The 22,827-nt window shown below is 69.8% G+C and carries 21 protein-coding genes; 12 read left to right on the top strand and 9 right to left on the bottom strand.

The features are described 5' to 3' along the window. Window positions 1-9: 9 nt before the first annotated feature. Entirely contained in the window at window positions 10-561 is a 552-nt protein-coding gene (locus tag BLW09_RS12570) for an Rv3235 family protein (protein ID WP_231946831.1), read from the bottom strand. A 158-nt stretch (window positions 562-719) separates the two neighbouring features. Here BLW09_RS12570 and BLW09_RS12565 point away from each other — a divergent pair, with 158 nt between their 5' ends. Then, window positions 720-2,213, top strand: coding sequence for a sensor histidine kinase (locus BLW09_RS12565; RefSeq protein ID WP_089913153.1), 1,494 nt, complete (start codon window positions 720-722; stop codon window positions 2,211-2,213). Between the two features lie 130 nt (window positions 2,214-2,343). Here BLW09_RS12565 and BLW09_RS12560 read toward each other — a convergent pair whose 3' ends face one another. Beyond that, a complete protein-coding gene (locus tag BLW09_RS12560) occupies window positions 2,344-2,592 on the bottom strand; it encodes a WhiB family transcriptional regulator (RefSeq protein WP_018190103.1) in 249 nt (82 codons plus the stop codon). Window positions 2,593-2,817: 225 nt separating this feature from the next. Between BLW09_RS12560 and BLW09_RS12555 the strand changes: the two genes are divergently transcribed. The 7 genes from BLW09_RS12555 to BLW09_RS12525 all read left to right on the top strand — a co-directional run bounded on the left by BLW09_RS12555 (window position 2,818) and on the right by BLW09_RS12525 (window position 9,126). After that, a complete protein-coding gene (locus tag BLW09_RS12555) occupies window positions 2,818-3,258 on the top strand; it encodes a hypothetical protein (protein ID WP_089913151.1) in 441 nt (146 codons plus the stop codon). Window positions 3,259-3,293: 35 nt separating this feature from the next. Next, on the top strand, window positions 3,294-4,067 hold the full coding sequence (locus BLW09_RS12550) for a DUF1684 domain-containing protein (protein WP_089913149.1): 774 nt from the start codon (window positions 3,294-3,296) through the stop codon (window positions 4,065-4,067). A 56-nt stretch (window positions 4,068-4,123) separates the two neighbouring features. Beyond that, complete coding sequence (locus BLW09_RS12545) at window positions 4,124-5,620, top strand: ABC transporter substrate-binding protein (protein ID WP_231946829.1); 1,497 nt, start codon at window positions 4,124-4,126, stop codon at window positions 5,618-5,620. A gap of 83 nt (window positions 5,621-5,703) precedes the next feature. Further along, window positions 5,704-6,666, top strand: a complete 963-nt coding sequence (locus BLW09_RS12540; RefSeq protein WP_089913144.1) for an ABC transporter permease — start codon at window positions 5,704-5,706, stop codon at window positions 6,664-6,666. After that, window positions 6,663-7,538, top strand: a complete 876-nt coding sequence (locus BLW09_RS12535; protein WP_089913141.1) for an ABC transporter permease — start codon at window positions 6,663-6,665, stop codon at window positions 7,536-7,538. Before BLW09_RS12540 ends, BLW09_RS12535 begins: the two co-directional genes overlap by 4 nt. Then, window positions 7,535-8,365, top strand: a complete 831-nt coding sequence (locus BLW09_RS12530; protein ID WP_231946828.1) for an ATP-binding cassette domain-containing protein — start codon at window positions 7,535-7,537, stop codon at window positions 8,363-8,365. Before BLW09_RS12535 ends, BLW09_RS12530 begins: the two co-directional genes overlap by 4 nt. After that, window positions 8,362-9,126 carry an ABC transporter ATP-binding protein gene (locus BLW09_RS12525; protein WP_089913138.1) on the top strand — a complete coding sequence of 255 codons (765 nt, stop codon included), beginning with the start codon at window positions 8,362-8,364 and terminating at the stop codon, window positions 9,124-9,126. Before BLW09_RS12530 ends, BLW09_RS12525 begins: the two co-directional genes overlap by 4 nt. Here the strand turns inward: BLW09_RS12525 and bcp are convergent. Genes bcp through aroA form a run of 3 tightly spaced genes read right to left on the bottom strand, consistent with a single transcriptional unit; the run spans window position 9,123 to window position 12,053 of the window. Then, window positions 9,123-9,599, bottom strand: a complete 477-nt coding sequence (gene bcp / locus BLW09_RS12520) for a thioredoxin-dependent thiol peroxidase (protein WP_089913135.1) — start codon at window positions 9,597-9,599, stop codon at window positions 9,123-9,125. The genes BLW09_RS12525 and bcp overlap by 4 nt on opposite strands. A gap of 28 nt (window positions 9,600-9,627) precedes the next feature. Then, on the bottom strand, window positions 9,628-10,689 hold the full coding sequence (gene rsgA, locus BLW09_RS12515; protein WP_089913133.1) for a ribosome small subunit-dependent GTPase A: 1,062 nt from the start codon (window positions 10,687-10,689) through the stop codon (window positions 9,628-9,630). Then, window positions 10,686-12,053, bottom strand: a complete 1,368-nt coding sequence (aroA, locus tag BLW09_RS12510; protein ID WP_089913130.1) for a 3-phosphoshikimate 1-carboxyvinyltransferase — start codon at window positions 12,051-12,053, stop codon at window positions 10,686-10,688. The genes rsgA and aroA overlap by 4 nt, the downstream gene beginning before the upstream one ends. Window positions 12,054-12,207: 154 nt before the next feature. Between aroA and BLW09_RS12505 the strand changes: the two genes are divergently transcribed. Together BLW09_RS12505 and BLW09_RS12500 are read left to right on the top strand one after the other, a co-directional pair. Further along, entirely contained in the window at window positions 12,208-12,819 is a 612-nt protein-coding gene (locus BLW09_RS12505; RefSeq protein ID WP_172824349.1) for a sigma-70 family RNA polymerase sigma factor, read from the top strand. Further along, the gene (locus tag BLW09_RS12500; protein WP_018190122.1) at window positions 12,816-13,061 is read left to right on the top strand and encodes a zf-HC2 domain-containing protein; all 246 of its coding nucleotides are present in this window, start codon (window positions 12,816-12,818) and stop codon (window positions 13,059-13,061) included. The genes BLW09_RS12505 and BLW09_RS12500 overlap by 4 nt, the downstream gene beginning before the upstream one ends. Before the next feature lie 270 nt (window positions 13,062-13,331). Here the strand turns inward: BLW09_RS12500 and BLW09_RS12495 are convergent, their stop codons facing one another. Beyond that, window positions 13,332-14,114 carry a VOC family protein gene (locus BLW09_RS12495; RefSeq protein WP_089913126.1) on the bottom strand — a complete coding sequence of 261 codons (783 nt, stop codon included), beginning with the start codon at window positions 14,112-14,114 and terminating at the stop codon, window positions 13,332-13,334. Window positions 14,115-14,201: 87 nt separating this feature from the next. On the opposite strand from BLW09_RS12495, the gene BLW09_RS12490 reads away from it, so the two are divergent. After that, window positions 14,202-15,107 (top strand): formylglycine-generating enzyme family protein, encoded by a 906-nt coding sequence (locus tag BLW09_RS12490; protein ID WP_089913123.1) that lies wholly within the window; start codon window positions 14,202-14,204, stop codon window positions 15,105-15,107. A gap of 66 nt (window positions 15,108-15,173) precedes the next feature. On the opposite strand, the gene BLW09_RS12485 is transcribed toward BLW09_RS12490, so the two are convergent. After that, window positions 15,174-19,040 (bottom strand): multifunctional oxoglutarate decarboxylase/oxoglutarate dehydrogenase thiamine pyrophosphate-binding subunit/dihydrolipoyllysine-residue succinyltransferase subunit, encoded by a 3,867-nt coding sequence (locus BLW09_RS12485; protein ID WP_172824210.1) that lies wholly within the window; start codon window positions 19,038-19,040, stop codon window positions 15,174-15,176. A gap of 136 nt (window positions 19,041-19,176) precedes the next feature. On the opposite strand from BLW09_RS12485, the gene BLW09_RS12480 reads away from it, so the two are divergent. Next, complete coding sequence (locus BLW09_RS12480; protein ID WP_089913117.1) at window positions 19,177-20,616, top strand: GuaB1 family IMP dehydrogenase-related protein; 1,440 nt, start codon at window positions 19,177-19,179, stop codon at window positions 20,614-20,616. A gap of 96 nt (window positions 20,617-20,712) precedes the next feature. Here BLW09_RS12480 and BLW09_RS12475 read toward each other — a convergent pair whose 3' ends face one another. After that, complete coding sequence (locus tag BLW09_RS12475; protein ID WP_089913114.1) at window positions 20,713-22,146, bottom strand: DHA2 family efflux MFS transporter permease subunit; 1,434 nt, start codon at window positions 22,144-22,146, stop codon at window positions 20,713-20,715. 76 nt (window positions 22,147-22,222) lie between these two features. Continuing rightward, window positions 22,223-22,774, bottom strand: a complete 552-nt coding sequence (locus tag BLW09_RS12470) for a TetR/AcrR family transcriptional regulator (RefSeq protein WP_089913111.1) — start codon at window positions 22,772-22,774, stop codon at window positions 22,223-22,225. Window positions 22,775-22,827 lie beyond the last annotated feature (53 nt).

The following is a 22,827-nucleotide window of genomic DNA, read 5'->3' as shown; positions in this document are numbered from 1 at the left end:
TCTTCGCTGCTACAGGACGTTGATGGCCGTGGCGCGCCACCGGGTGCGGTGACGCTCCAGCCGGATGGCAACGGCCCGTGACCGACCGGGCTGGTGCACCATCACGACCGCTTCGACGACGCCGTCGACCGGGAACGCCAGCAGAGGATCGCCGATGGTCATGCGCGGTCGCAGCGGATTGTCGGCCGCGGTCGTCCGCGCCTGGACGGTCAGCATGGTGCGACGCAGAAGGTGGACGTAGACCGAGTCGCTCACCCAGCGGCCGATCTGATCGAGCGGGCGGGCTCCCGCGAGGATCTCCACCACCGACCGCGCGAGGTTCGAGCACAGGGTCGCCGGACTCGGCTCCCCGTTCGTCGGAAACTCGACGAGGTCGCCGGGGCGCCCCTCCCGTCGTGCGATGACCCTGTCCGCAAGCCCCGCGTCGGCCAGCGGCCGGGCCGGCGGCCGGTCCGATGACGGATCTCCGAGGAGAGTGCCCGGACGGCCGGCGGCTGCCGGCCGTCCGCCGGGCAGTGCCGAGGTGGACGGGGTCGCGGGGGCGAGGGCGAGGTGGTGCATGTGATCTCCCGGAGGGGTGTGTCGGTGGTCTGTGCTGAAATAGAGTCGTGATATGTGCGATTCCTCACTCAAACAGGTCGACGGGCGTCGGACCAGGGCACAAACGCGTTGTGGATAACTCTCGTCATCCCTGTCGGAGCGCCGTTTAGGATGGGGAGGTGTCGACCCTCAGCGATCTCGTCCATGCCCATGGCCGCTCCTCGGAAGAGGACGTCGAGTGGCTGCACGGCCTCGTCGGCGACTGGCAGCTCCTGGCCGATCTCGCCTTCGCGGACATCGTGCTGTGGGTGCCGACCGCCGACGATGACTTCGTCGCGGTGGCGCACGCCCGCCCCTCCTCGGCGGCGACGCTCTTCTACCGGGATTTCGTCGGCCAGCGCATCAAGCCGGAGTGGCGCCAGCAGGTGACCGACGCGTACCGGTCGAAGCAGATCATCGACACGTCGGCCCCCGACTGGTACGAAGAGACGCCGACGCGCGTGCGCGCGGTGCCCGTGATCCGCCGGCTCACCGTCCACTCGCCGGACACCGCTCCGGAGCCCGTTGCGGTGATCACGCGCCACACCAATCTGAGCGAGGCGCGCACCCCGAGCCGCCAGGAGCTCACCTTCAACGAATGCGCCAACGATCTCTTCAACATGATCGCGACGGGCGACTTCCCCGACCTCGGAGCCCCGGCCGCCCCTCGACGCGGCGCCCCGCGCGCTGCCGACGGCCTGATCCGGCTCGACGTCGACGGCATCACCACCTTCGCCAGCCCCAACGCGCTGAGCGCCTTCAACCGCATGGGCTTCACCGGCGAGCTGGAGGGCGAGTCGCTCGCCACGGTGACGACCGGCCTCCTGGCGGGCACCATCACCGTCGACGAGTCCCTGCCGCTGGTCGTGACCGGCCGGGCGCCCTGGCGCACCGACATCGAGGCTCGGGGCGTGACGGTGTCGCTGCGCGCCATCCCCATCCGCAACCGCGGCGAGCGGGTCGGCGCCATCGTGCTCTGCCGTGACGTCTCAGAGCAGCGGCACCAGGAGCGGGAGCTCATCACCAAGGATGCGACGATCCGCGAGATCCACCACCGCGTGAAGAACAACCTGCAGACCGTGGCATCCCTGCTGCGCATCCAGGCGCGCCGCACCCACTCGGAGGAGGCGCGCGAAGCCCTCAGCCAGGCCATGCGCCGCGTGGCGGCCATCGCCGTGGTGCACGACACCCTGTCGACGGGCCTGGCGCAGATCGTGGACTTCGACGACGTGTTCGATCGCGTGCTGCTGCTCGTCGCCGAGGTCGCGGCGAGCCACACGACGACCGTGCATCCGAAGAAGTCCGGGACCTTCGGCAAGCTGCCGTCGGAGTACGCGACACCGCTGGCGCTGGCGCTCACCGAGCTCGTGACCAACGCCGTGGAGCACGGCCTCGCCGGCCGCGAGGGCGAGGTCGAGATCGTCGCCCACCGGTCGGAGGAGTCGCTGACCGTCAAGGTGGTCGACAACGGGTCCGGCCTCCCGGAGGGCAAGGTCGGGACGGGTCTCGGAACCCAGATCGTCCGGACGCTCATCCAGGGGGAGCTCGGCGGAGCGATCGACTGGCACACGATGATGGGGCAGGGCACCGAGGTGACCATCGAGGTCCCGCTGCGGTACCTGACCAAGATCTGACCGGCGGACGCTCCCGCAGAAAGAAAAATGCCGAGGGGCGCTCGGTGCTAGGTGTGTGAGCGCCGCCTCGGCTGTGTCGGACGCGCGGGTGGGTAGGGCCCGCGCCGACGATGGGGGATGGGGTGGAGCGTCAGGATGCGCGACGTGCGCGTGCGGCGCGGCGCTTGAGAGCGCGGCGCTCATCCTCGGAGAGACCGCCCCAGACGCCCGAGTCCTGTCCGGTCTCGAGGGCGTACTGCAGGCAGATCTCGGTCACGGTGCAGCGTGCGCAGACCGCCTTGGCCTTGTCGATCTGGTCGACCGCCGGGCCGGTGTTGCCCACCGGGAAGAAAAGCTCAGGGTCCGCGGTGAGGCAGGCGGCTTTGTCGCGCCAATCCATGAAGATGTGCTCCTTGTTTACTGGGGTTCCTGACCCGAGAGGGCCATAGAATGCAGATAAGCAGTCGGGTTGCAGGGTGCTTAGATCCGTGGGGAATCAGACCTGCCCACGACCCTGTGAGCGTTAACTCGACCGTTGAATATGCTCCCATAGCCCTTATTGCGAATCAATAGTTTTGTATGGGATAACGCTGAGAACACGAGCCGGAAACGTCAGGATGCTATAGTGCCCGACCCCCAGAACGCCCCGGAGGCGGCCGCTCAGGACCGCCCGGCGCGCCCGCCCCTCCTCACGGTGCTGACCGTCATCCTCGCGCTCGAGACGGCCCTCGTGGCCGGTGTGGCGTGCTGGCTGGTCTACGAACTGCTCACGCAGACGCCCGAGTCGTACGCGTCCGCCGTCGCCATCGTGGTCCTCGTCCTCCTCGCCGCGGCCTGGCTGATCGCGACCCTCGTCGGCCTGGTGCGCCGCCGGGGCTGGGCGCGTGCGTCCGCCCTCACCATCCAGATCCTCCAGCTCGCGGTCGCCGTCGGCTGCTTCCAGGGCTTCTACGCCCGGCCGGACGTCGGCTGGGCCCTCCTGGTGCCCGCAGTCGTCGCCGGCGTCCTGGCCGTCTCCCCGGCCGTGGTCCGCGCCACGGCGCGCAACACGGAGCAACACGAATAGCGTCCCGCGGGAACAAGCCGGAGACTCGAATGGTTATGTCCGGCATCGTGACTGATATCTCCACACAGACCTCGGCGTCCACCGCGACCATCGAGCGAGCCCGCGCAGGCTGGGACGCCTGGCGTGCGGGCCGGCTGAGCAGCGTGACCGCGCCCACCGGCAACCTCGCCCTCATCGAGACGCGGTGGCTGCCCGCCGGCGACACCACGACGCCGGACCAGGCGCTGGCCGGGCAGCCGGAGTCGGTCATCGCGACGGAGCTCACCCGTCGCAGTCTCGAGACCGGCGAGGTCGAGCGCGGCATCCGGCTCTGGGATGCTGCATCTCCCGCCATCCGCGACTTCGAGACCATCGACGTCTTCCCGTTCGACCCCAGCTGGGTCGTCGAGGCCACCTTCACGCCGGTCAGCGACGACCGCACCATCCCCTTCGAGCACATCCGCGACAACGGGCTCACCCGCGACCTCGTCGTCCCCGGCGACATCGCCTTCCAGCGCGATGGCGTCGAGTACACGCTGAGCGCCTTCGACGACGACGGCACGCTGCTTCTGGTGTTCGGCGACCCGACCAACGGCGCCGACGGGGAGGACGGGACCTACGCGTCCGGCCGGTTCCTCTTCGTCGAGCACGTGGACGACCACGTCGTCCTGGACTTCAACCGCTCCTTCGTGCCGCCCTGCGGGTTCTCGGACCAGTACAACTGTCCGCTGCCGCCGCGCAACAACCGCTTCCCCGTCGCGGTCACCGCTGGGGAGAAGCGCGTGGCGTTCCGCGGCGGCGCACACCACGAGGCGGCGCACACCCCCTGACGGGCCGAGCGCCCGGACACCCTTCGCATTCATCCCCACAGCACTGGAGAACCACCGTGAGAAAGACCCCCTTGTTCGCTGCGCTCGCGATCGGCCTGGCGACGGCCCTGACGCTCGCCGGATGCGCGGGCGGCTCGTCGTCCGCCGGCGGAAGTGATGCGACCATCGCGATCGGCTCGCTCTACGAGCCGGTCAACCTCGACAACACCGCGGGCGGCGGTCAGGGCGTCACCGAGGCGCTCAACGGCAACGTCTACGAGGGCCTGTTCAAGCTGACCGACCAGGGCAAGGTCGAGCCGCTGCTCGCGACGAAGTACACCACGAGCGCCGACGGCCTGACTTACACGTTCACGCTGCGCGACGGGGTGAAGTTCCACTCCGGCAAGCCGCTCACGAGCGCCGACGTCAAGCGGAGCATCGAGCGCGTGACCTCCGACGACTCGCAGTCGGCGCGCAAGTCCCAGCTCGAGGTCATCAAGAGCATCGACACCCCGGATGACAAGACGGTGACCATCACCCTGTCGTCCCGCTCCATCTCGCTGCCCTACAACCTCAGCTACATCTGGATCTACGGTCCGGGCACGTCGAACTACAAGACCGCCGAGGACGGCACGGGCCCATACACCCTGGGCACCTGGAAGCGCGGGAGCTCGCTCAGCCTCGAGCGCTGGAGCGGATACTGGGGCGACAAGGCCAAGAACAAGGAGGTGGAGTTCGACTACTTCACCGACGCCTCCGCCCTGTCGAACGCGCTGCAGACCAAGCAGGTCGACATCGTGACGAGCATCCAGAGCCCGGACGCCCTCAGCACGTTCACGGGCAACAAGGACTACACGATCTCCGACGGGAAGTCGACGACGAAGGAGCTGCTGGCGTTCAACGACAAGGTCGCCCCCTTCGACAACGTCGAGGTCCGCAAGGCGGTCTACTCGGCCATCGACACCAAGAAGCTGCTCAACTCCATCTGGGGCGACTACGGCACGCTCATCGGGTCGATGGTTCCGCCGAGCGACCCCTGGTACGAGGACCTCACCAAGGTGAACCCGTACGACGTGAACCTGGCGAAGAAGGAGCTGGCCGAGGCCGGGTTCGCGAACGGCTTCACGTTCACGCTGGACACGCCGACGTACGACCCGCACCCTGCGGTCGCCGAGTTCCTGAAGAGCGAGCTGGCGAAGGTCGGCATCACGGTGAACATCAACTCCATCTCGGCCGACGAGTGGTACACGAAGGTGTTCAAGAACCACGACTTCACCGCGACGCTGCAGGAGCACGTCAACGACCGCGATGTGGTCTGGTACGGAAACCCGGACTTCTACTGGGGCTACGACAACCCCCAGGTGACCGCCTGGGTGAACGAGGCCGAGCAGGCCACGACCACGGCCGAGCAGACCGCCAAGCTGAAGCAGGTCAACGAGCAGATCGCGAAGGATGCGGCCAGCGCCTGGCTGTACCTGTACCCGCAGATCGTCGTGGCGGACAGCGACGTGAGCGGATACCCCGTCAACGGCCTGAACTCGCAGTTCTTCGCCTACGACATCGTCAAGAAGTAGCCGGTTCTCCACAGGAACCGTCTTCCACCACCCGAGTGCTCGGGGAGCCGCCCGGCTCCCCGAGCACCTACGCTTAAAGGACCATGGCCCTCTATCTCGTGCGTCGCACCGCGTTCCTCGTGGTGTCGCTGCTGCTGGCCATGGTCGTGCTGTTCTTCCTCCTCCGGGTGCTGCCGGGCGACCCGTCGAACGCGCTGCTCTCCGTCGGAGCGACGAAGGAGCAGATCGCGGCGGCTCAACGCCAGGTGGGCAGCGATCAGCCGCTGCTGCAGCAGTTCTTCTCGTGGTTCGGCAGCCTGCTGTCGCTGAACCTCGGCGAGTCGTTCATCAGCTCGCTGCCCGTCGGCCCCGAGATCGCTGCCCGTCTGTCGGTGACCATTCCGCTGACGCTGCTCTCGTTCGTGCTCGCCCTCGTTCTCGCCCTGCCCATCGGGTTCGTCGCGGCGTGGAAGGCCGACCGCTGGTACGGCATCCTGCTGTCCGCATTCTCGCAGCTGGGCATCGCCGTCCCCGTGTTCTGGGTGGGCATCCTGCTCGTCGATGTGTTCGCCATCACGCTGGGCTGGTTCCCGTCGGGCGGCTTCCCGCGCGACGACTGGTCCGATCCCGCCGAGGCCCTCACCTCCCTCGCCCTCCCGGTCGTCACCATCGCCCTCGTGATGAGCGCGTCCATCTCCCGCTACGTGCGGAGTGCGACGCTGGATGTGATCGGCAGCGACTACCTGCGCAACGCCCGCGCGCTGGGGTCCGGATTCGCCGGCGCGATGTGGCGTCACGGTCTGCGCAACGGAGCGGTTCCGGTGATCTCCGTCCTGGGCATCGAGCTGGCCACGACGTTCCTCGGCGCCGTCGTCGTCGAGAGCGTCTTCACGCTCCCGGGTCTCGGCAGCATGCTGCTGAAGGCCATCGAGCAGCACGACTACCCGAACATCCAGGGCATCCTGTTCGTCTCGACGCTGCTGGTCCTGATCGTGGGCTTCCTGGCCGACGTCGCCCAGCGCCTCGTCGATCCGCGACTCCGTCGCAGTATCTCGGGGAACGCATGAGCGCGATCGTGGAGCAGGCGGCGGAGGCCGCCGCGCCGGACGCCACGCACCGGCGGCGACGTCGCCGGTCGCTGACCCTCGGCATCGGCCTCGTGCTGGTCGGTCTCGTCGTCATCGTGGCCGTCGTCTCGTTCTTCTGGCTGCCCTACGCGCAGTCCGACACGTCCGGGACACGGCTCGAGCAGCCCAGCGCATCCCACTGGCTCGGCACGGACCGGTTCGGCCGCGACCTGGCGACCCAGCTGATGATCGGCGCGCGGATCGCCCTGGCCGTCGGCCTCGGATCCGTTGCGATCGGTGCGGTGGTCGGCGGTACGCTCGGCCTGCTCTCCGCGTTCGCCACGAAGTGGCTCGACGACACGCTCTCGGCCGTTCTCGACATCCTGATCGCGTTCCCGACGCTGCTGCTGGCCATGCTGATCGTGGCGGCGCAGGGCGCCTCGCTCGGCACCGCCATCGTCGCGATCGGGCTCGCCATGTCCGCGGTCGTCGCCCGACTGACGCGTGTGCTCGCCAAGCGGGTGCTCGCACAGCAGTTCGTGACGGCGGCGCGCACCTCGGGCACTTCGTGGTCCGGGATCATCGCGCGGCACATCCTGCCGAACATCTGGCCGACCCTCAGCGTGAACCTGGCCCTGCAGTTCGGGGTGGCCGTGCTCGCCGAGGCGAGCCTGTCGTACCTCGGGCTGGGCGCCCCGCCTCCGAACGCGTCGTGGGGGCGGCTGCTGCAGGAGGCGCAGGGCACGGTGTCCACCGCTCCCGCCGGCGCGATCGCACCCGGGGTGGCCCTGGTGGTGCTGGTGATCGGCGTCAACCTGGTCGCCGACGGCCTGCGGGATGTGGCCGATCCGACGCGGAGGAGGTCGCGGTGAGCGCGAACACGGTGGGCGCGCAGAGGCAGGCGACTCCGCGGCTCCTCGAGGTCGACCACCTGACGGTCACGACGCGCGGCGGTGACGTCCTCGTGCGGGACGTGTCGTTCCGTCTGGACGCGGGGGAGCGGCTCAGCCTGATCGGCGAGTCCGGCTCGGGGAAGTCTCTGACATCGTTCGCCCTCACCGGTCTGCTTCCGGACGGACTGCAGGCGACGGGCAGCGTGCTCCTCGACGGCGTCCCGGTGCTCGGGGCGCGGGAGCGCGACCTGGTCGCGCTGCGCGGCCGGGTGGCGTCGACGGTCTTCCAAGAGCCGATGACCGCCCTCGACCCGCTCATGCGCCTCGGCCGGCAGGTCGGCGAGCCTCTCCGCCGCCACCTCGGGCTGCGCGGGGACGCGCTGCGGCGGGCGGTGCACGACGCGCTCGCCGAGGTGGGCCTCCCGGAACCGGAGCGCATCGCGCGCGCCTACTCGTGGGAGATCTCCGGCGGCCAGCGGCAGCGCGTCGCGATCGCGGCGGCCCTCGCCTGTCGTCCGCGGCTGCTGATCGCCGACGAGCCCACGACCGCGCTCGACGTCACCGTCCAGGCCGACGTGCTCGCCCTGCTCGAGCGCCTGGTCGCGGAGCGGGGGATGGCGCTCCTGTTCGTGAGCCACGACCTGGCCGTGGTATCGCGCATGGCGCAACGCGCCATCGTGCTGCGTCAGGGCCGCGTAGTCGAGGAGGGCGCCATCGGCGGGCTGTTGTCCGAACCGCGCGATCCGTACACCGCGGAACTCGTACGGAGCGCCCGCGAGCTCGATGCCGCACTGGAGCTGCCATGACCCCGATCCTCGAACTCCGCAGCGCGGGCTTCCGCTACCGACGGGCCGCCACCGCTGCCCTCGACGACGTCTCGTTCGCCGTCGAGCCGGGTCGCAGCCTCGGCCTGGTCGGTGAGTCGGGAGCGGGCAAGACGACGGCGCTCTCGCTCCTGCTGGGGCTGACGACGCCGACGAGCGGCTCCGTGCTCTTCGACGGCGAGCCCCTGAACCCGCGCGACCGGGCGCAACTGCGCGCCTTCCGCCGCAGCGTCCAGCCGGTGTTCCAGGACCCGTACTCCTCGCTCGACCCGCGGCAGAGCGTCGGCCGCATTGTCGGGGAGCCCCTCGCGTCCCTCGGGCTCGCGAGCGGCGAGGAGGCGCGCGAGCGCATCGCTCACGCCTTGGACTCCGTCGCCCTGCCCGCCGACGCGGCGCGCCGCTACCCGCACGAGTTCTCGGGAGGCCAGCGGCAGCGCATCGCCATCGCCCGTGCGATCGTGTCCCGCCCCCGGGTGCTGCTGGCCGATGAGCCGGTGAGCGCGCTGGATGTGACGACGCGCATCCAGATCATCGACCTGCTGGGAGAGCTCGCCGCGAACGAAGGGATGACCGTCGTCATGGTGTCGCACGACCTCAGCGTCGTCGCTGCGCTCTGCGCACACACCGTCGTGCTGCGCGGCGGGCGCATCGTGGAGCAGGGCGCGACCGCCGAGGTCCTCAGGACGCCGAGTGACGACTACACGCGCCGTCTGCTGGCGTCGGTGCCGCGCCTCCCCGCTTAGGCGTCGATGCCGAGCTTCTTGCGCAGCGATGCGACATGCCCGGTGGCCTTCACGTTGTACAGCGGCAGCCGCACCGTGCCGTCCGGGTCGACGACGAAGGTCGACCGGATGACACCCTCCACCGTCTTGCCGTAGAGCTTCTTCTCGCCGTAGGCGCCGTATGCCCGGTGCACGGCCAGGTCCTCATCGGACAGCAGCGGGAAGTTGAGGCCGTCCTGCTCCTGGAACTGCTTGTTCTTCGCCGGCGCGTCCTTCGAGATGCCGATGACCTGGTAACCCGCCGACTTCAGCGAGTTCAGGTTGTCGCGGAAGTCGCAGGCCTCCGTCGTGCATCCCGGCGTCATCGCGGCCGGGTAGAAGTACACGATCACGTTCTCGCCGGCAAAATCGGAGAGCGAGACGGCGGCGCCGTCCTGGTCGGTGAGCGTGAAGGAGGGAGCCGGCGATCCGGCCTCGAGTCGAGCGTCAGTCATGGCTCCATTCTCCCAGCCGGAGGACGGTTCAGCGCGCGAAAGTGGCGAGCAGGCGCTGCAGCGAGTCGAGGCGCGCCCGGCCGGCCTCGCCGAGCTTCCCCGCCTCGACGGCCTCGATGATCGCGCAGTCCGGAGCGTCGGGCAGGTGCGTGCACCCCCGAGGGCAGTCCTCGGCGAGCTCGGCGAGGTCGGTGAACGCCTTCAGGATGCTGTCGGTGTTCACGTGCCCGAGCCCGAACGAGCGGACGCCCGGGGTGTCGATGACCCAGCCGTGGCGGCCCTCGTCGTCTTCGACGCGGAGGGAGACGGTCGACGAGGAGGTGTGCCTGCCGCGCCCGGTGACCACGTTGACGTGACCGGTGGCGCGGTGCGCGCTGGGGACGATCGCGTTCACCAGGGTCGACTTGCCCACCCCGGAATGGCCGACGACGACCGTGTCGTGGCCGATCAGCGCCGTCGTGATGTCGTGCAGGGGGATGTCGTCCTGACGGCTCGTGAAAACCGGGAGGTCGAGGCCGGCGAAGTTCGACAGGAAGGGCTCGGGGTCGGCGAGATCGGTCTTCGTGACGCACAGCATCGGCTCGATGCCGGCGTCGTAGGCGGCGACGAGATAGCGGTCGACCAGCCGTGTCCGCGGCTCCGGGTTCGCGGCCGCGACGACGATGAGCATCTGGTCGGCGTTCGCGACCACGATCCGCTCCACCTCGTCCGTGTCGTCCGCGCTCCGCCGAAGCAGCGTTGTGCGCGGCTCGACCCGGACGATGCGGGCGAGGGTGCCCTCTTCGCCCGTCGTGTCGCCGACGACCGCGACGCGGTCACCGGTGACGATCGGATTCCGCCGCAGCTCGCTGGCCCTGGCCGCTGTGACCTGCCGCTCCTCGGGGGTGTCCTCGTCGAGCAGGACCGTGTACCGGCCGCGATCGACGCCGAGCACCCGGGCGATCTGCGCGTCGGCGTGCTCGGGGCGCGTCTTCGTCCGGGGGCGGTTGCCCTTCGGATTCGGGCGGCTGCGGATGCTGGACTCGTCGTAGAGGTCGAGCTCGTCGTCGTCCTCGTCGTCCGCCCACCAGGAGCCGCTGTTGTCCGTCACGCGATGCCGGCGCCCTTCTGCAGCATCCGGGTCCAGAGCTGCGTGAACTGCGGGAGCGTCTTCGCCGTGGTGGCCACGTTCTCGATCTCGACCCCCGGCACGACGAGCCCGACGATCGCCCCGGCCGTCGCCATGCGATGGTCCTCGTAGCTGCGCCACACGCCGCCGTGGAGCGGGCGCGGGTCGATCCGCAGGCCGTCCTCCAGCTCCGTGACCGCGCCGCCGAGGCCGTTGATCTCGGCGGCCAGGGCGGCGAGGCGGTCCGTCTCGTGATGACGGATGTGCCCGATGCCGGTGATTTCGCTCGGGTCGTCCGCGAGGGCGGCGATCGCCACGAGCGCAGGAGCGAGCTCGCCGCCCGTCGTCAGGTCGAGGGTGACGCCGCTCGGGCGCTCCGGGCCCGTCACGGTGAGCCGGTCGCCGTCACGCGTGACCGTCGCCCCGAACAGCGGAAGCAGGTCGGCCAGGTCTGCGCCGACCTGCGTCGTCGACGCGGGCCAGCCGGTGATCGTCACCGTGCCTCCGGTCACGACGGCCGCGGCGAGGAAGGGGGCGGCGTTGGAGAGGTCCGGCTCGATGTCGACGTCGCGGGCGGCGATCGTGCCGGGGGAGACGATCCAGCGTCCGACCTCGGGCGACTCGACGGTCACCCCACGGGCGGCGAGGGCCGCGATCGTCATCTCGATGTGCGGCAGGCTCGGCAGCCGCTCGCCCTTGTGCGTCAGGTCGAGGCCGTCGTCGAAGCGGCTGGCCGAGAGCAGGAGGGCGCTCACGAACTGGCTCGAGCTGGACGCATCCACCCCGATCGCGCCGCCCGCGACCCGACCGGTGCCGTGCACGGTGAACGGGAGGGAGCCGCGGCCGTCGTCGTTCACGTCGACCCCGAGCGCGCGGAGTGCCGCGATGATGGCGCCCATCGGGCGGCCGCGCGCGGAGTCGTCCGCGTCGAACATCGTCGGGCCGAGGGCCAGCCCGGCGATCGGCGGGACGAACCGCATCACGGTGCCCGCCTGTCCGCAGTCGATCGTCGTGCTGCCGAGCAGCTCCTCGGCCGGGGTCACCAGCAGGTCGACGCCGAACTCGCCGTCGCCCGCGCGCTCCTCGATCGTGACGCCCAGAGCGCGGAGGGCCTCCACCATGTTGGCGCTGTCGCGTGAGTGCAGGGGAGCATGGAGCAGCGACGGCCCGTCGGCGAGGGCGGCGAGCACCAGCTCGCGCGCGGTCAGCGACTTCGAGCCGGGGAGGGACACCGTCGCGACGACCGGACCGTCGGCCACGGGGGCGGGCCACAGCGTGTTCGGCTCCTCGACGCGGTTGTCGCCGTACGGGTCGAAGTCAGGGGCGGAATATTTCGAGATCAGCATTGTTGTCCAGATTATCCGTGTTCCCGGTATCAGGAAGGATCCGCCCGTGGCCGCCACCGCCGTGCTCGACGCTCCCAGCGTCACCCCGCACGGCCTCGTCGACCCCGAGGGCCTTCTCAGCACGTCGCTGGCGTCGCAACTAGACTGGCCGGTGATGAGCACCGAGACCGAGGATCTGGGCCACCTCTTCGAGGATCAGGCCCTGCCTTTCATGGACCAGCTGTACGCGGCTGCCCTGCGCATGACACGCAACCCGTCCGACGCGCAGGACCTTGTACAGGAGACGTTCGTGAAGGCCTACGCGGCGTTCGGCCAGTTCCAGCAGGGCACGAACCTGAAGGCGTGGCTGTACCGCATCCTCACCAACACGTTCATCAACACGTATCGCAAGAAGCAGCGCGAGCCCTACCAGGGGACGATCGACGAGCTCGAGGACTGGCAGCTCGGCGGCGCGGAGTCCATGTCCTCGTCGTCCAGCCGCTCGGCCGAAGCCGAGGCGATCGACCATCTGCCGGACAGCGCCGTCAAGGACGCGCTGCAGGCCATCCCGGAGGACTTCCGGCTGGCCGTGTACCTCGCCGATGTCGAGGGATTCTCCTACCAGGAGATCGCCGACATCATGAAGACCCCGATCGGCACTGTGATGAGCCGCCTGCACCGCGGCCGCCGGATGCTCCGGGAGCTTCTGACCGACTACGCGCACGAGCGCGGCCTCTCCGCCGTTCAGGGAGACCGGGCCGTGCAGACACCCAGGAGCAAGAAATGACCGACTGCGGCTGTGAGAAGGCGAAGGCCGAACTCGAAGAGTACCTGCGCAACGAACTGTGCAGCGAGGATGCTGCCGACGTGCGCGAGCACCTGGCGAACTGCACCGGATGCTCCGACGAGGCCCATCTGAACGTCGTGCTCACCGAGGTGGTGCAGCGGGCGTGCAAGGAGACGGCGCCCGAGACGCTGCGCACCGAGGTGCTGCTCCGCATCCGCTCGTTCCAGGCGAGCGTCCACTGAGCTGAGCGCCCATTCGTGACGAATGCGCGCGATTCGTGGCGATTCGGCGCGATTCGCGACGAATCGCACCGAGGTGCTGCTGCGCATCCGCTCGTTCCAGGCGAGCGTCCACTGAGCTGAGCGCCCATTCATGACGAATGCGCGCGATTCGTGCCGAATGGGCGCGATTCGTGACGAATGCGCGAGCGTGACGAATGTGTGAGCCTGACGAACGGGCGCGATTCGTGACGAATGGGCGCGATTGGTGACGAATGCGCGATGGTGACGGCGCTAGGCCGCGCCGCCCGTTCCGACCTCGTGGAGGAAGAACAGGCCGCCCAGCGGGTCGGTGACCTGCGCGAAGCGGCCGAACTCGCTGTCCCAGGGATCGCGGATGACGGTTCCGCCCAGGTCGATCACACGCTGTGACGCCGCTGCGGCGTCGGCGACCCCGAAGTAGACGACCCAGTGCGACGGGACGCCATCCGGCAGCATGCCGTTCGCGTCGTACACGCCGCCCGCCGGCGCATCCGGGTCGCCGAAGGTGACGTACCGGAAGTCGGCGGTGTCGCCCAGGACCTGGGTCCTCCAGCCGAACACGCGGGTGTAGAAGTCGACCTGCACCGCGTAGTTGCGCGCGTACAGCTCGTGCCAGGCCAGCCCACCCACCTCGGCGACCAGTTCGTAGCCGCGGTGCTGCTCCGGCTCCCAGAGACCGACGACGGCCCCGCCCGGATCGGCGATCACGGCGAGCCGGCCCTGGTCGCCGACCGTCATCGTCGGCGCGATCACCTGGGCGCCGTTGTCCAGCGCGGCCTTCTCGGCCGCGTCCGCATCCTCGACGAGCAGATGGGTGAGCCAGGTGTTCGCCTGGGCGTCGCCCATCCTCGGGCCGAGGCCGGCCACCCTCCGGCCGTCGCGGCGGAAGGTCACGTAGCCGCCGTACTCCTCACCGGCGGTCTCGGCCGTCCAGCCGAACAGGGCCGTGTAGAACTCGGTCGCGCGCGGGACATCGGAGGAGGTGTAGTCGACCCAGCAGGGCTCGCCGAGGCGGTGGGTGGTGACGACGGTCATGGGCTCACCATACGCCGCGGTCCGCCGGGCGTGCCAGCCGCACCAGGGGTCTGTCCGGGAGCGGCATCGGGTCGCTAGCGTGAGGCCATGGACGACATGGTGGCCCTTCCGGGCGGACGGTTCCGGATGGGCTCCGCCGAGTTCTTCCCGGACGAGCAGCCCGTGCACGAACGCACGGTGGCCGCCTTCCGCATCGACCGGTTCGAGGTGACGAACGCCGACTTCGCGGCGTTCGTGGCGGACACCGGCCACGTGACCGTCGCCGAGCGTCCGCTCGACCCGGCCGAGTTCCCGGAACTGGCCGATGACGACCTCCTTCCCGGAGCCCTCGTGTTCACGGCCACGGACGGTCCGGTCGACCTCACCGACTGGCGGCAGTGGTGGCGGTGGCAGCCCGGAGCCGACTGGCGGCATCCCGAGGGCCCGGCATCGGACATCGACGACCGGATGGACCGGCCCGTCGTCCAGGTCGCGTACGCGGACGCCACGGCGTATGCGGAATGGGTTGGAAAGCGCCTCCCGACCGAAGCCGAGCACGAGTACGCGGCACGCGGCGGAGTGGACGGTGCGCGTTTCGCCTGGGGCGACGAGGCCTATCCCGGCGGAGAGCCGCAGGCGAACTCGTGGATCGGGCACTTCCCGTACGAGAACCGGGGTCGCTTCGGCGCGACGCCCGCGCCCGTCGGTTCGTACCCGGCGAACGGGTACGGATTGTACGACCTGATCGGAAATGTGTGGGAGTGGACGAGCGACTACTACGCACCGCGCCACATCGTGCCGGGCCAGCGGGCGCCGGAGGCCGGCGGGCGGGTGAACCTGCTGGGAGCGAGCAGCGCGGAACCCGGCTCTGACATCCCGCGCCGGGTTTTGAAGGGCGGCTCGTACCTGTGCAGCCCCGACTATTGCCTGCGCTTCCGCCCAGCGGCGCGCTCACCGCAGGCGGAGGACAGCGCGACGACGCACATCGGTTTCCGCTGCGCCGCCGACGCCTGAGCCGCGGGCGGAATGACGGGAGCCCCGATCCTGTTCGGACCGGGGCTCCCGTGATTCTGTCGCGGACTACAGCGTGAGCGCCCGCTGGATCAGCACCTGCTGCTCCTGCGCGTGACGCTTCGCGGAACCCGCGGCGGGCGACGCCGACGGCGGGCGCGACACCACACCGAGCGGGCGCGGGCCCAGCTTCGACGTCTCGAGGATCATGAACGGCCACGCGCCCTGGTTCTCCGGCTCGTCCTGCACCCACACCAGCTCGGCGTTGGGATAGGAGTCCACGACCGCCTTCAGCTCGGCGGCAGGGAGCGGGTAGTACTGCTCGACCCGCACGAGCGCGATCTCGGGGTTGGGGTTCTTCTCGAGCTCGTTGAGGAGGTCGTAGTAGAGCTTGCCGGCCATCAGCAGCACCCGCTTCACGGAACCCTTGTCGGCGATGCGCGCATCGTCGATCACCGGCTCGAAGCGGCCGTTCGTGAAGTCCTCGACGTTGCTCGCGGCTCCGCGCAGTCGCAGCATCGCCTTCGGGGTGAAGACGATGAGCGGGCGGCGCGGGCGGGCGTAGGCCTGGCGGCGCAGCAGGTGGAAGTACGACGCCGGGGTGGACGGGCGTGCGACGGTCATGTTGTTCTCGGCACACATCTGCAGGTACCGCTCGATGCGGGCACTGGAGTGGTCCGGCCCCTGACCTTCGTAGCCGTGGGGGAGGAGCAGCACCAGCGACGACCGCTGGCCCCACTTCTGCTCTGCGGACGAGATGAACTCGTCGATGATCGTCTGGGCGCCGTTGGCGAAGTCGCCGAACTGCGCCTCCCACAGCACCAGCGCGTCCGCGCGCTCGACGGAGTAGCCGTACTCGAAGCCCATGGCGGCGTACTCGCTGAGGAGCGAGTCGTAGATCCAGAACTTCGCCTGGTTGTCGCTGAGGTTCGCGAGCGGCAGCCACTCCTGGCCGTTGACCCGGTCGTGCAGCACCGCGTGGCGCTGCACGAAGGTGCCGCGGCGCGCATCCTGGCCGGCGAGGCGCACCGGTGTGCCCTCCACCAGGAGCGAGCCGAGCGCGAGCAGCTCGCCGAAGCCCCAGTCGATGCCGCCGTTGCGGCTCATCTCGCTGCGCTTGTTGAGCAGCTGCTGCAGCTTCGGGTGGACGGTGAAGCCGGCGGGCGGGTTGTTGAACGCGTCGCCGATCATTCCGATGACCTGTGCGCTGACCGCGGTCGTCTCGGGCTCGCCCACGTTGTCGTCCTCGGTGGCCGTCTGCGCGAGGTCGCCGGAGCCGTCGGCGTCCAGAACGGGCGTCGAGTTGGTCTGAGCCGCGTGCGTCTCCATGAACGCGCGTTCCAGGCGGTCCTGGAAGTCGCGGTGCGCCTGCTCGTACTCCTCCTCGGTGATGTCGCCGCGGCCGACGAGCGCCTCGGTGTAGAGGCGTCGCACCGAGCGCTTCGCCTCGATGAGGCTGTACATCAGCGGCTGGGTCATCGAGGGGTCGTCGCCCTCGTTGTGCCCGCGGCGGCGGTAGCAGACGAGGTCGATGACGACGTCGCGCTTGAACTCCTGCCGGTAGGCGAAGGCGAGCTCCGCGACGCGGACGACGGCCTCGGGGTCGTCGCCGTTCACGTGGAAGATCGGCGCCTGGATGGTCTTGGCCACGTCGGTGGAGTACACCGAGCTGCGGGCCTCGCCGGGAGGGGTGGTGAAGCCGACCTGGTTGTTGATGTTGACGTGGATCGTGCCGCCGGTCTTGTAGGCGCGCAGCTGCGACATCTGCATCGTCTCGACCACGACGCCCTGACCGGCCATGGCCGCGTCGCCGTGGATCAGGATCGGCAGGGTGAGGAACGTTCCGGCCGGGCGGCGGTCCTGCTTGGCGCGGACGATGCCCTCCAGGACGCCGTCGACGGCCTCCAGGTGGGAGGGGTTCGCGGCCAGGTAGACCGGGATCTCCTCGCCGCCCGCTCCCTTGAAGGTGCCCTCGGTGCCGAGGTGGTACTTGACGTCGCCGGAGCCCTGCACCGTGCGCGGGTCCTGCGTCCCCTCGAACTCGCGGAAGATCTGGCCGTACGTCTTGCCCGCGATGTTGGTCAGGACGTTGAGGCGGCCGCGGTGCGCCATGCCGATGGCGACCTCGTCCATGCCGGCCTCCGCCGCGCCCTGCAGGATGGAGTCGAGCAGCGCGATCGTGGACTCTCCGCCCTCCAGGCTGAAGCGCTTCTGGCCGACGTACTTCGTCTGCAGGAAGGTCTCGAACGCCTCGGCCTCGTTGAGCTTGCCGAGGATGCGGAGCTGCTCGTCGTGGGTCGGCTTCTCGTAGGGCCGCTCCAGCTTGTCCTGGAACCACTTGCGCTGGGCCGGGTCCTGGATGTGCATGTACTCGATGCCGACGGTGCGGCAGTACGAGTCGCGCAGAACGCCGAGGATGTCGCGCAGCTTCATCTTCCGCTTGTCCCCGCCGAACTGGCCGGTGACGAACTCGCGGTCGAGGTCCCAGAAGGTGAGGCCGTGACTCTCGATCTCGAGGTCCGGGTGCGACCGCTGCTTGTACTCCAGCGGGTCGATGTCGGCCATGAGGTGGCCGCGCACGCGGAACGAGTTGATCAGCTCCTGCACGCGGGCGGTCTTGTCGACGGCGCTGGCCAGATCGACGCTGATGTCCGGGTTCCAGTGGATCGGCACGTAGGGGATGCGCAGCTCGGCGAAGATGTCCTCGTAGAAGCTGCGCTTGCCGATCAGCATCTCGTGCACGATCTTGAGGAACTCGCCAGAACCGGCGCCCTGGATGACGCGGTGGTCGTAGGTGCTCGTCAGCGTGATCGTCTTGCCGATCGCGAGTCCGGCGAGGGTCTTCTCGCTGGAGCCCTGGAACTCGGCCGGGTACTCGAGGGCGCCGGCGCCGATGATGCAGCCCTGGCCCTTCATCAGGCGCGGGACCGAGTGGACGGTGCCGATGCCGCCCGGGTTGGTGAGCGAGATCGTCGTCCCGGCGAAGTCGCCGGCGGCGAGCTTGTTGTTACGGGCCTTGGCGACGAGCTCCTCGTAGGCGGCGAGGTACTCGCCGAAGCGCATGGTGTCGGCGCGCTTGATGCTGGGGACGAGCAGAGCGCGGGTGCCGTCGGGCTTCGGGATGTCGATCGCGATGCCGAGGTTGATGTGGGCCGGGGCCACCACCGAGGGCTTGCCGTCGACCTCTTCGTAGTAGACGTTCTGGCTCGGGAACTCCTTGAGCGCCTGGATGAGCGCCCAGCCGATGAGGTGCGTGAACGAGACCTTGCCGCCGCGCGCGCGCTTCAGGTGGTTGTTGATGACGATGCGGTTGTCGATCATCAGCTTGGCCGGGATGGTGCGGACGCTGGTCGCGGTCGGGACGGTGAGCGACGCGTCCATGTTGGTGGCGAGTGTCTTGGACATGCCGCGGAGCGGCGTGACCTTGTCCTCTTCCGCCGCCTCCAGCGTCGCGTTGGGGGCGGTCACCGGCGCGTCGGCCGGAACCGGCTGCGGCTTGGCCGCCACCGAAGTGGTGCGGGCGACGGGCTGCTGGCCGATCACCGGGATGGGAGTCGTGACGGGCTTCGGCTCGTTCGGGTGCGGGGCGGGCGCTCCGCCCGCCGGGGGAGCCGGTGTCGACGGCTCGGACGGGCTGGGCGCCGTCGGCTCCGCCGGGCTCGGGACGGAGGGTTCCGCCGGGCTGGGGACCGTCGGCTCCGACGGGGCCGGCACTCCGGGCTCCGCCGGGGTCTCGGTGGGGGTCTCACCCGGCGACGGGATCGACTCGTCCTTCACCGCCGGATGGTAGTTCTCGAGGATGGGCCACCACGACCTGTCGACCGAGTTCTTGTCGTGCACGAACTGCTCGTACAGCTCGTCCACCAGCCATTCGTTGGCTCCGAATTCGCCCGCGGCGCCGTCTTCGGTCCCTACTCCGGTCAATTGGCTCGACACAGCCGATCGCCCACTCTCTCCATCGATTTCGTCGTGACCGGGCGGCCTGTCACCGCCCGCTTCCATCCGATCCTCAAGCCTAATCCCATCGGTGCTCGCGTGCGGGCGCTCAGCCGAGCGGGATAGCGTTATTCCCATGCAGTTCTATGGAACATCGCCGCGCCACGATCTCACCTACTCCGATGTGTTCCTCGTGCCGTCGCGGTCGAACGTCACGAGCCGTCTCGACGTGTCCCTCGCCCCCAACGACGGCACCGGTGCGACCATCCCGATCGTGTCCGCGAACATGAACTCGGTGACAGGCAAGCGGCTCGCCGCGACGCTGGCCCGCCGCGGCGGTCTCGGCGTCCTCCCGCAGGACATGCACCTGCAGGATCTCGACGACGCGATCCGCTGGGTCAAGGCCCAGCCGGTGATGTTCGACACCCCGTATGAGGCGCACCCCGACGAGAGCGTCGCCGACGTGCTCCGCCGCATCCCGGCGGTCGAAGGACACGGGATTGTGGTCACGAATGCGGACGGCGCGTACCTCGGCTGCCTCGCGGCCGTCCAGCTCGGCTCTGCGCTCGCAGACGCGCGGGTCGGCGACCTGCTGCACGGCGCGCTGACCTCGCTCGACGCCGAGGACCTCTCGGACGGGCGTCAGGCCTTCCAGGTGATGGATGCTGCCGGCATCGACTTCGCGCCGGTGCTCGACCACGGTCGCGTCGTCGGCACCCTGTCGAAGCGCAGTGCCCTCCGCTCCACGATCTACACGCCCGCACTGGATGCGCACGGTCGGCTCCGCGTCGCCGCGGCCGTCGGGATCAACGGCGATGTCGCGGGCAAGGCGAAAGCGCTCGCGGCTGCGGGCGTCGACGTGCTCGTCATCGACACCGCGCACGGCGACCAGGACGGCATGGTCCGCGCTATCCGCACGGTCAAGGAGCTGGGCCTCGGGCTGCCCATCGTGGCGGGCAACGTCGTCACCGAGCAGGCCGTCCGCGACCTGGTCGCGGCGGGCGCAGACATCCTCAAGGTCGGCGTCGGCCCCGGCGCCATGTGCACGACGCGCATGATGACCGCGGTCGGCCGCCCGCAGTTCTCCGCAGTGCTCGAGACCAGCGCGGCCGCACGGGAGCTCGGGGCGCACGTCTGGGCGGACGGCGGTGTGCGCTATCCCCGCGACGTCGCGCTCGCGCTCGCCGCGGGCGGTGCGTCCGTCATGATCGGCTCCTGGTTCGCCGGCACGATCGAGGCGCCCGGCACCCTGGACCGGGACGCGAACGGCGGCCTCTACAAGGAGAGCTGGGGCATGGCGTCCACCAAGGCGGTGAAGGGACGCTTCGAGCGGCTCGACGCCTACGAGCTCGCCCGCAAGGAGCTCTTCGCCGAGGGCATCTCCAGCTCTCGCATCTACCTGGACCCGCTGCGGCCGTCGGTCGAGGATCTGCTCGACATGATCACGACCGGGGTGCGCAGCTCGTTCACCTACGCCGGCGCGCGCACCCTCGCCCAGTTCCACGAGCGAGCGCTCGTCGGCATCCAGTCCGCCGCCGGCTACGAGGAGGGCAAGGCGCTCCCCGTCAGCTGGTAGCCCCCCGTCGCCCCCGTCGCCCCCCACGTCGAGTACGCACAAACTGCACGCCGAACGGGTGTCTGGCGTGCAGTTTGTGCGTACTCGACGGAGGGGTCAGTTGGAGCGGGGGCGGACCAGTGCCGTGATCGCCGCTCCGAGGACCGCGAGCACCGCGACGCCCAGGAACAGCAGGAGGAATCCGCCGGCGGCGGCGTCGGCCGCGCCGCTTCCCGCGTCCAGCAGTGCGGAGGTGCGGGCCGAAGCGATGCCGCCGAGGACGGCGAGGCCGAGCGCGCCGCCGATCTGCTGAGCGGTGTTGACCAGGCCGCTGGCAAGGCCGGACTCCGACTCCGGCACGCCGCGGACGGCGAGCTGGGTGACCGTGACGAAGGAGGCGCCCAGACCGAGACCGATCACGATGCTCGGCAGGATGAACCCGGCGACGAATCCGGTGCTCCCGGCGAGGGTGAACCAGACGACCCCGGCGGCGAGCACGACGAGCGCACCGGCCAGCGTCGTGCGCAGCCCCGCCCGGGCGACCACGGCCGGGATCACGCCGGCGATCGCCACGAGTGCGACGGCGAGCGGCAGCTGGCTGAGTCCGGCCGCCAGAGCGTCCAGGTGCAGCACCTCCTGCAGGTAGACCGAGAGCGCGAAGAACAGCGCGACCGTGGCGCCGCCGACCAGCAGCATCACGATGTCGCCGGCCAGGGCGTCGCGATTGCGGAAGAAGGAGAACGGCAGCAGGGGGTGCGCGGCGCGGCGTTCGATCAACACGAACGCGGTGAGAAGGACGACCGCAGCGCCAGCGAGCCCCAGGACGATCGGGTTCGTCCAGCCGAGGGCGCCGCCCTCGCTGAGGGCGGCGACGGCCGCCGCGAGTCCGAGGGTCGCGGTCGCGGCTCCCGCCGCATCCATCCGCTCTGCTCGTGCAGCCGGGTCGCGGCCGATGAGGAACGGGATGACCGCGAGCACGAGGATGCCGACGGGCACGTTCACGAAGAAGACGGCGGACCAGCCGAATGCCGCGGTGAGCACCCCGCCGAGCAGGACGCCCGCCGCGCTGCCCATTCCGGCCACAGCACCCCACAGGCCCAGGGCCTTCCCGCGCGCTTCGGCGTCGGGGAAGAGCTGCGTGAGGAGTGCCAGGGATGCGGGCGCCAGCAGGGCGGCGAATGCCCCCTGAACGGCTCGTGCACCCAGAAGCATGGTGCCGTTCGCTGCGAGACCGGCCGCGAGCGACGCCAGTGCGAAGCCGGCGACGCCGATGAGGAACACCCGGCGATGCCCGAACCGGTCCGCGAGACGTCCGCCCAGCAGGAGGAGGCCGCCGAAGGGCAGGACGTAGGCCGTCACGACCCAGGCGAGCGCCGCGGTGTCGAGTCCGAGCGCGGTCCCGACGGTCGGGAGGGCGATGTTGACGATGGATGCGTCCAGCACCACGAGGAACTGTGCGAGGGCGAGAACGCTGAGCGCCCACCAGCGGTGCGTGCTGCGGGGGGTGGGAGCGGCGAGAGGTGCCGCTGCGGTGGCGAGAGGCGTTTCCATGAGAATGTCCTTTCATTGTGAGTGATCGATCAATCACTCTCGGGCGCCGGGTGATGGCGAGGGGAGGGAAGGGGGATCAGGGGTGCTGGATGCCGTTCGTGAGCAGGCGCGCCCACTCCTCGGGCACATCCTCGAGGCCGGCCGTGACCACCAGGTGGCACAGCTGCCCGTACGCGATGAAGCGCTGGACCTCGTCGGGCGATGCGCCGGAGCGGATCGCCGCGAACCGGGTGATGCGGGCGAGCCCGCGCCGCAGGGCCTCGCGGATCTCCGGGACGTCGGAGGCGGACTGGGCGTGAACCTGGAGCATGAGCAGCGAGCGGTCGCCGATGAGCTCCGCGTACGCGTCGCCCATGCGGTCGAGGATCACCGTCGGCGTCTCGCCGTCGGCCCTGCGTGCACCAGCCTCCAGCGCCCGCTCGATCCGCTCGAAACAGCGCTCGAGAGCCGCCACGAACAGCCCCTCCTTGCTGGGGAAGAGCTTGAAGACGTACGCGGGCGAGATGTCCGCGTCCTTGGCGACCGCGGCGATCGGTGTGCCGAGGTACCCGCCGACGGCGAAGACGGCGATGGCGCTGCCGAGCACCGCTTCGCGGCGGTCGTCGGCGGTGGAAAGGGTTCGTGGCATGTGAGTGACTGTACACTCACTCTTCCTTCGATGTCAACGACGAGGTCCGGATC

Source organism: Leifsonia sp. 21MFCrub1.1, assembly GCF_900107895.1.
GTDB lineage: Bacteria > Actinomycetota > Actinomycetes > Actinomycetales > Microbacteriaceae > Leifsonia > Leifsonia soli.
Note: the sequence above shows the minus strand (reverse complement) of the source record. Positions and strands in the feature narration are given on the sequence as shown.

What these genes read in the sequence shown, in the direction of transcription:
- BLW09_RS12500 (WP_018190122.1), top strand. Translation starts at nt 12,816, where the DNA reads ATGACCGACTGCGGCTGTGAGAAGGCGAAGGCCGAACTCGAAGAGTAC.
- BLW09_RS12495 (WP_089913126.1), bottom strand. Translation starts at nt 14,114, where the DNA reads ATGACCGTCGTCACCACCCACCGCCTCGGCGAGCCCTGCTGGGTCGAC.
- BLW09_RS12535 (WP_089913141.1), top strand. Translation starts at nt 6,663, where the DNA reads ATGAGCGCGATCGTGGAGCAGGCGGCGGAGGCCGCCGCGCCGGACGCC.
- BLW09_RS12470 (WP_089913111.1), bottom strand. Translation starts at nt 22,774, where the DNA reads ATGCCACGAACCCTTTCCACCGCCGACGACCGCCGCGAAGCGGTGCTC.
- bcp (WP_089913135.1), bottom strand. Translation starts at nt 9,599, where the DNA reads ATGACTGACGCTCGACTCGAGGCCGGATCGCCGGCTCCCTCCTTCACG.
- BLW09_RS12475 (WP_089913114.1), bottom strand. Translation starts at nt 22,146, where the DNA reads ATGGAAACGCCTCTCGCCACCGCAGCGGCACCTCTCGCCGCTCCCACC.
- BLW09_RS12505 (WP_172824349.1), top strand. Translation starts at nt 12,208, where the DNA reads ATGAGCACCGAGACCGAGGATCTGGGCCACCTCTTCGAGGATCAGGCC.
- BLW09_RS12550 (WP_089913149.1), top strand. Translation starts at nt 3,294, where the DNA reads ATGTCCGGCATCGTGACTGATATCTCCACACAGACCTCGGCGTCCACC.
- BLW09_RS12490 (WP_089913123.1), top strand. Translation starts at nt 14,202, where the DNA reads ATGGACGACATGGTGGCCCTTCCGGGCGGACGGTTCCGGATGGGCTCC.
- BLW09_RS12570 (WP_231946831.1), bottom strand. Translation starts at nt 561, where the DNA reads ATGCACCACCTCGCCCTCGCCCCCGCGACCCCGTCCACCTCGGCACTG.
- BLW09_RS12480 (WP_089913117.1), top strand. Translation starts at nt 19,177, where the DNA reads ATGCAGTTCTATGGAACATCGCCGCGCCACGATCTCACCTACTCCGAT.
- BLW09_RS12540 (WP_089913144.1), top strand. Translation starts at nt 5,704, where the DNA reads ATGGCCCTCTATCTCGTGCGTCGCACCGCGTTCCTCGTGGTGTCGCTG.
- BLW09_RS12525 (WP_089913138.1), top strand. Translation starts at nt 8,362, where the DNA reads ATGACCCCGATCCTCGAACTCCGCAGCGCGGGCTTCCGCTACCGACGG.
- aroA (WP_089913130.1), bottom strand. Translation starts at nt 12,053, where the DNA reads ATGCTGATCTCGAAATATTCCGCCCCTGACTTCGACCCGTACGGCGAC.
- BLW09_RS12560 (WP_018190103.1), bottom strand. Translation starts at nt 2,592, where the DNA reads ATGGATTGGCGCGACAAAGCCGCCTGCCTCACCGCGGACCCTGAGCTT.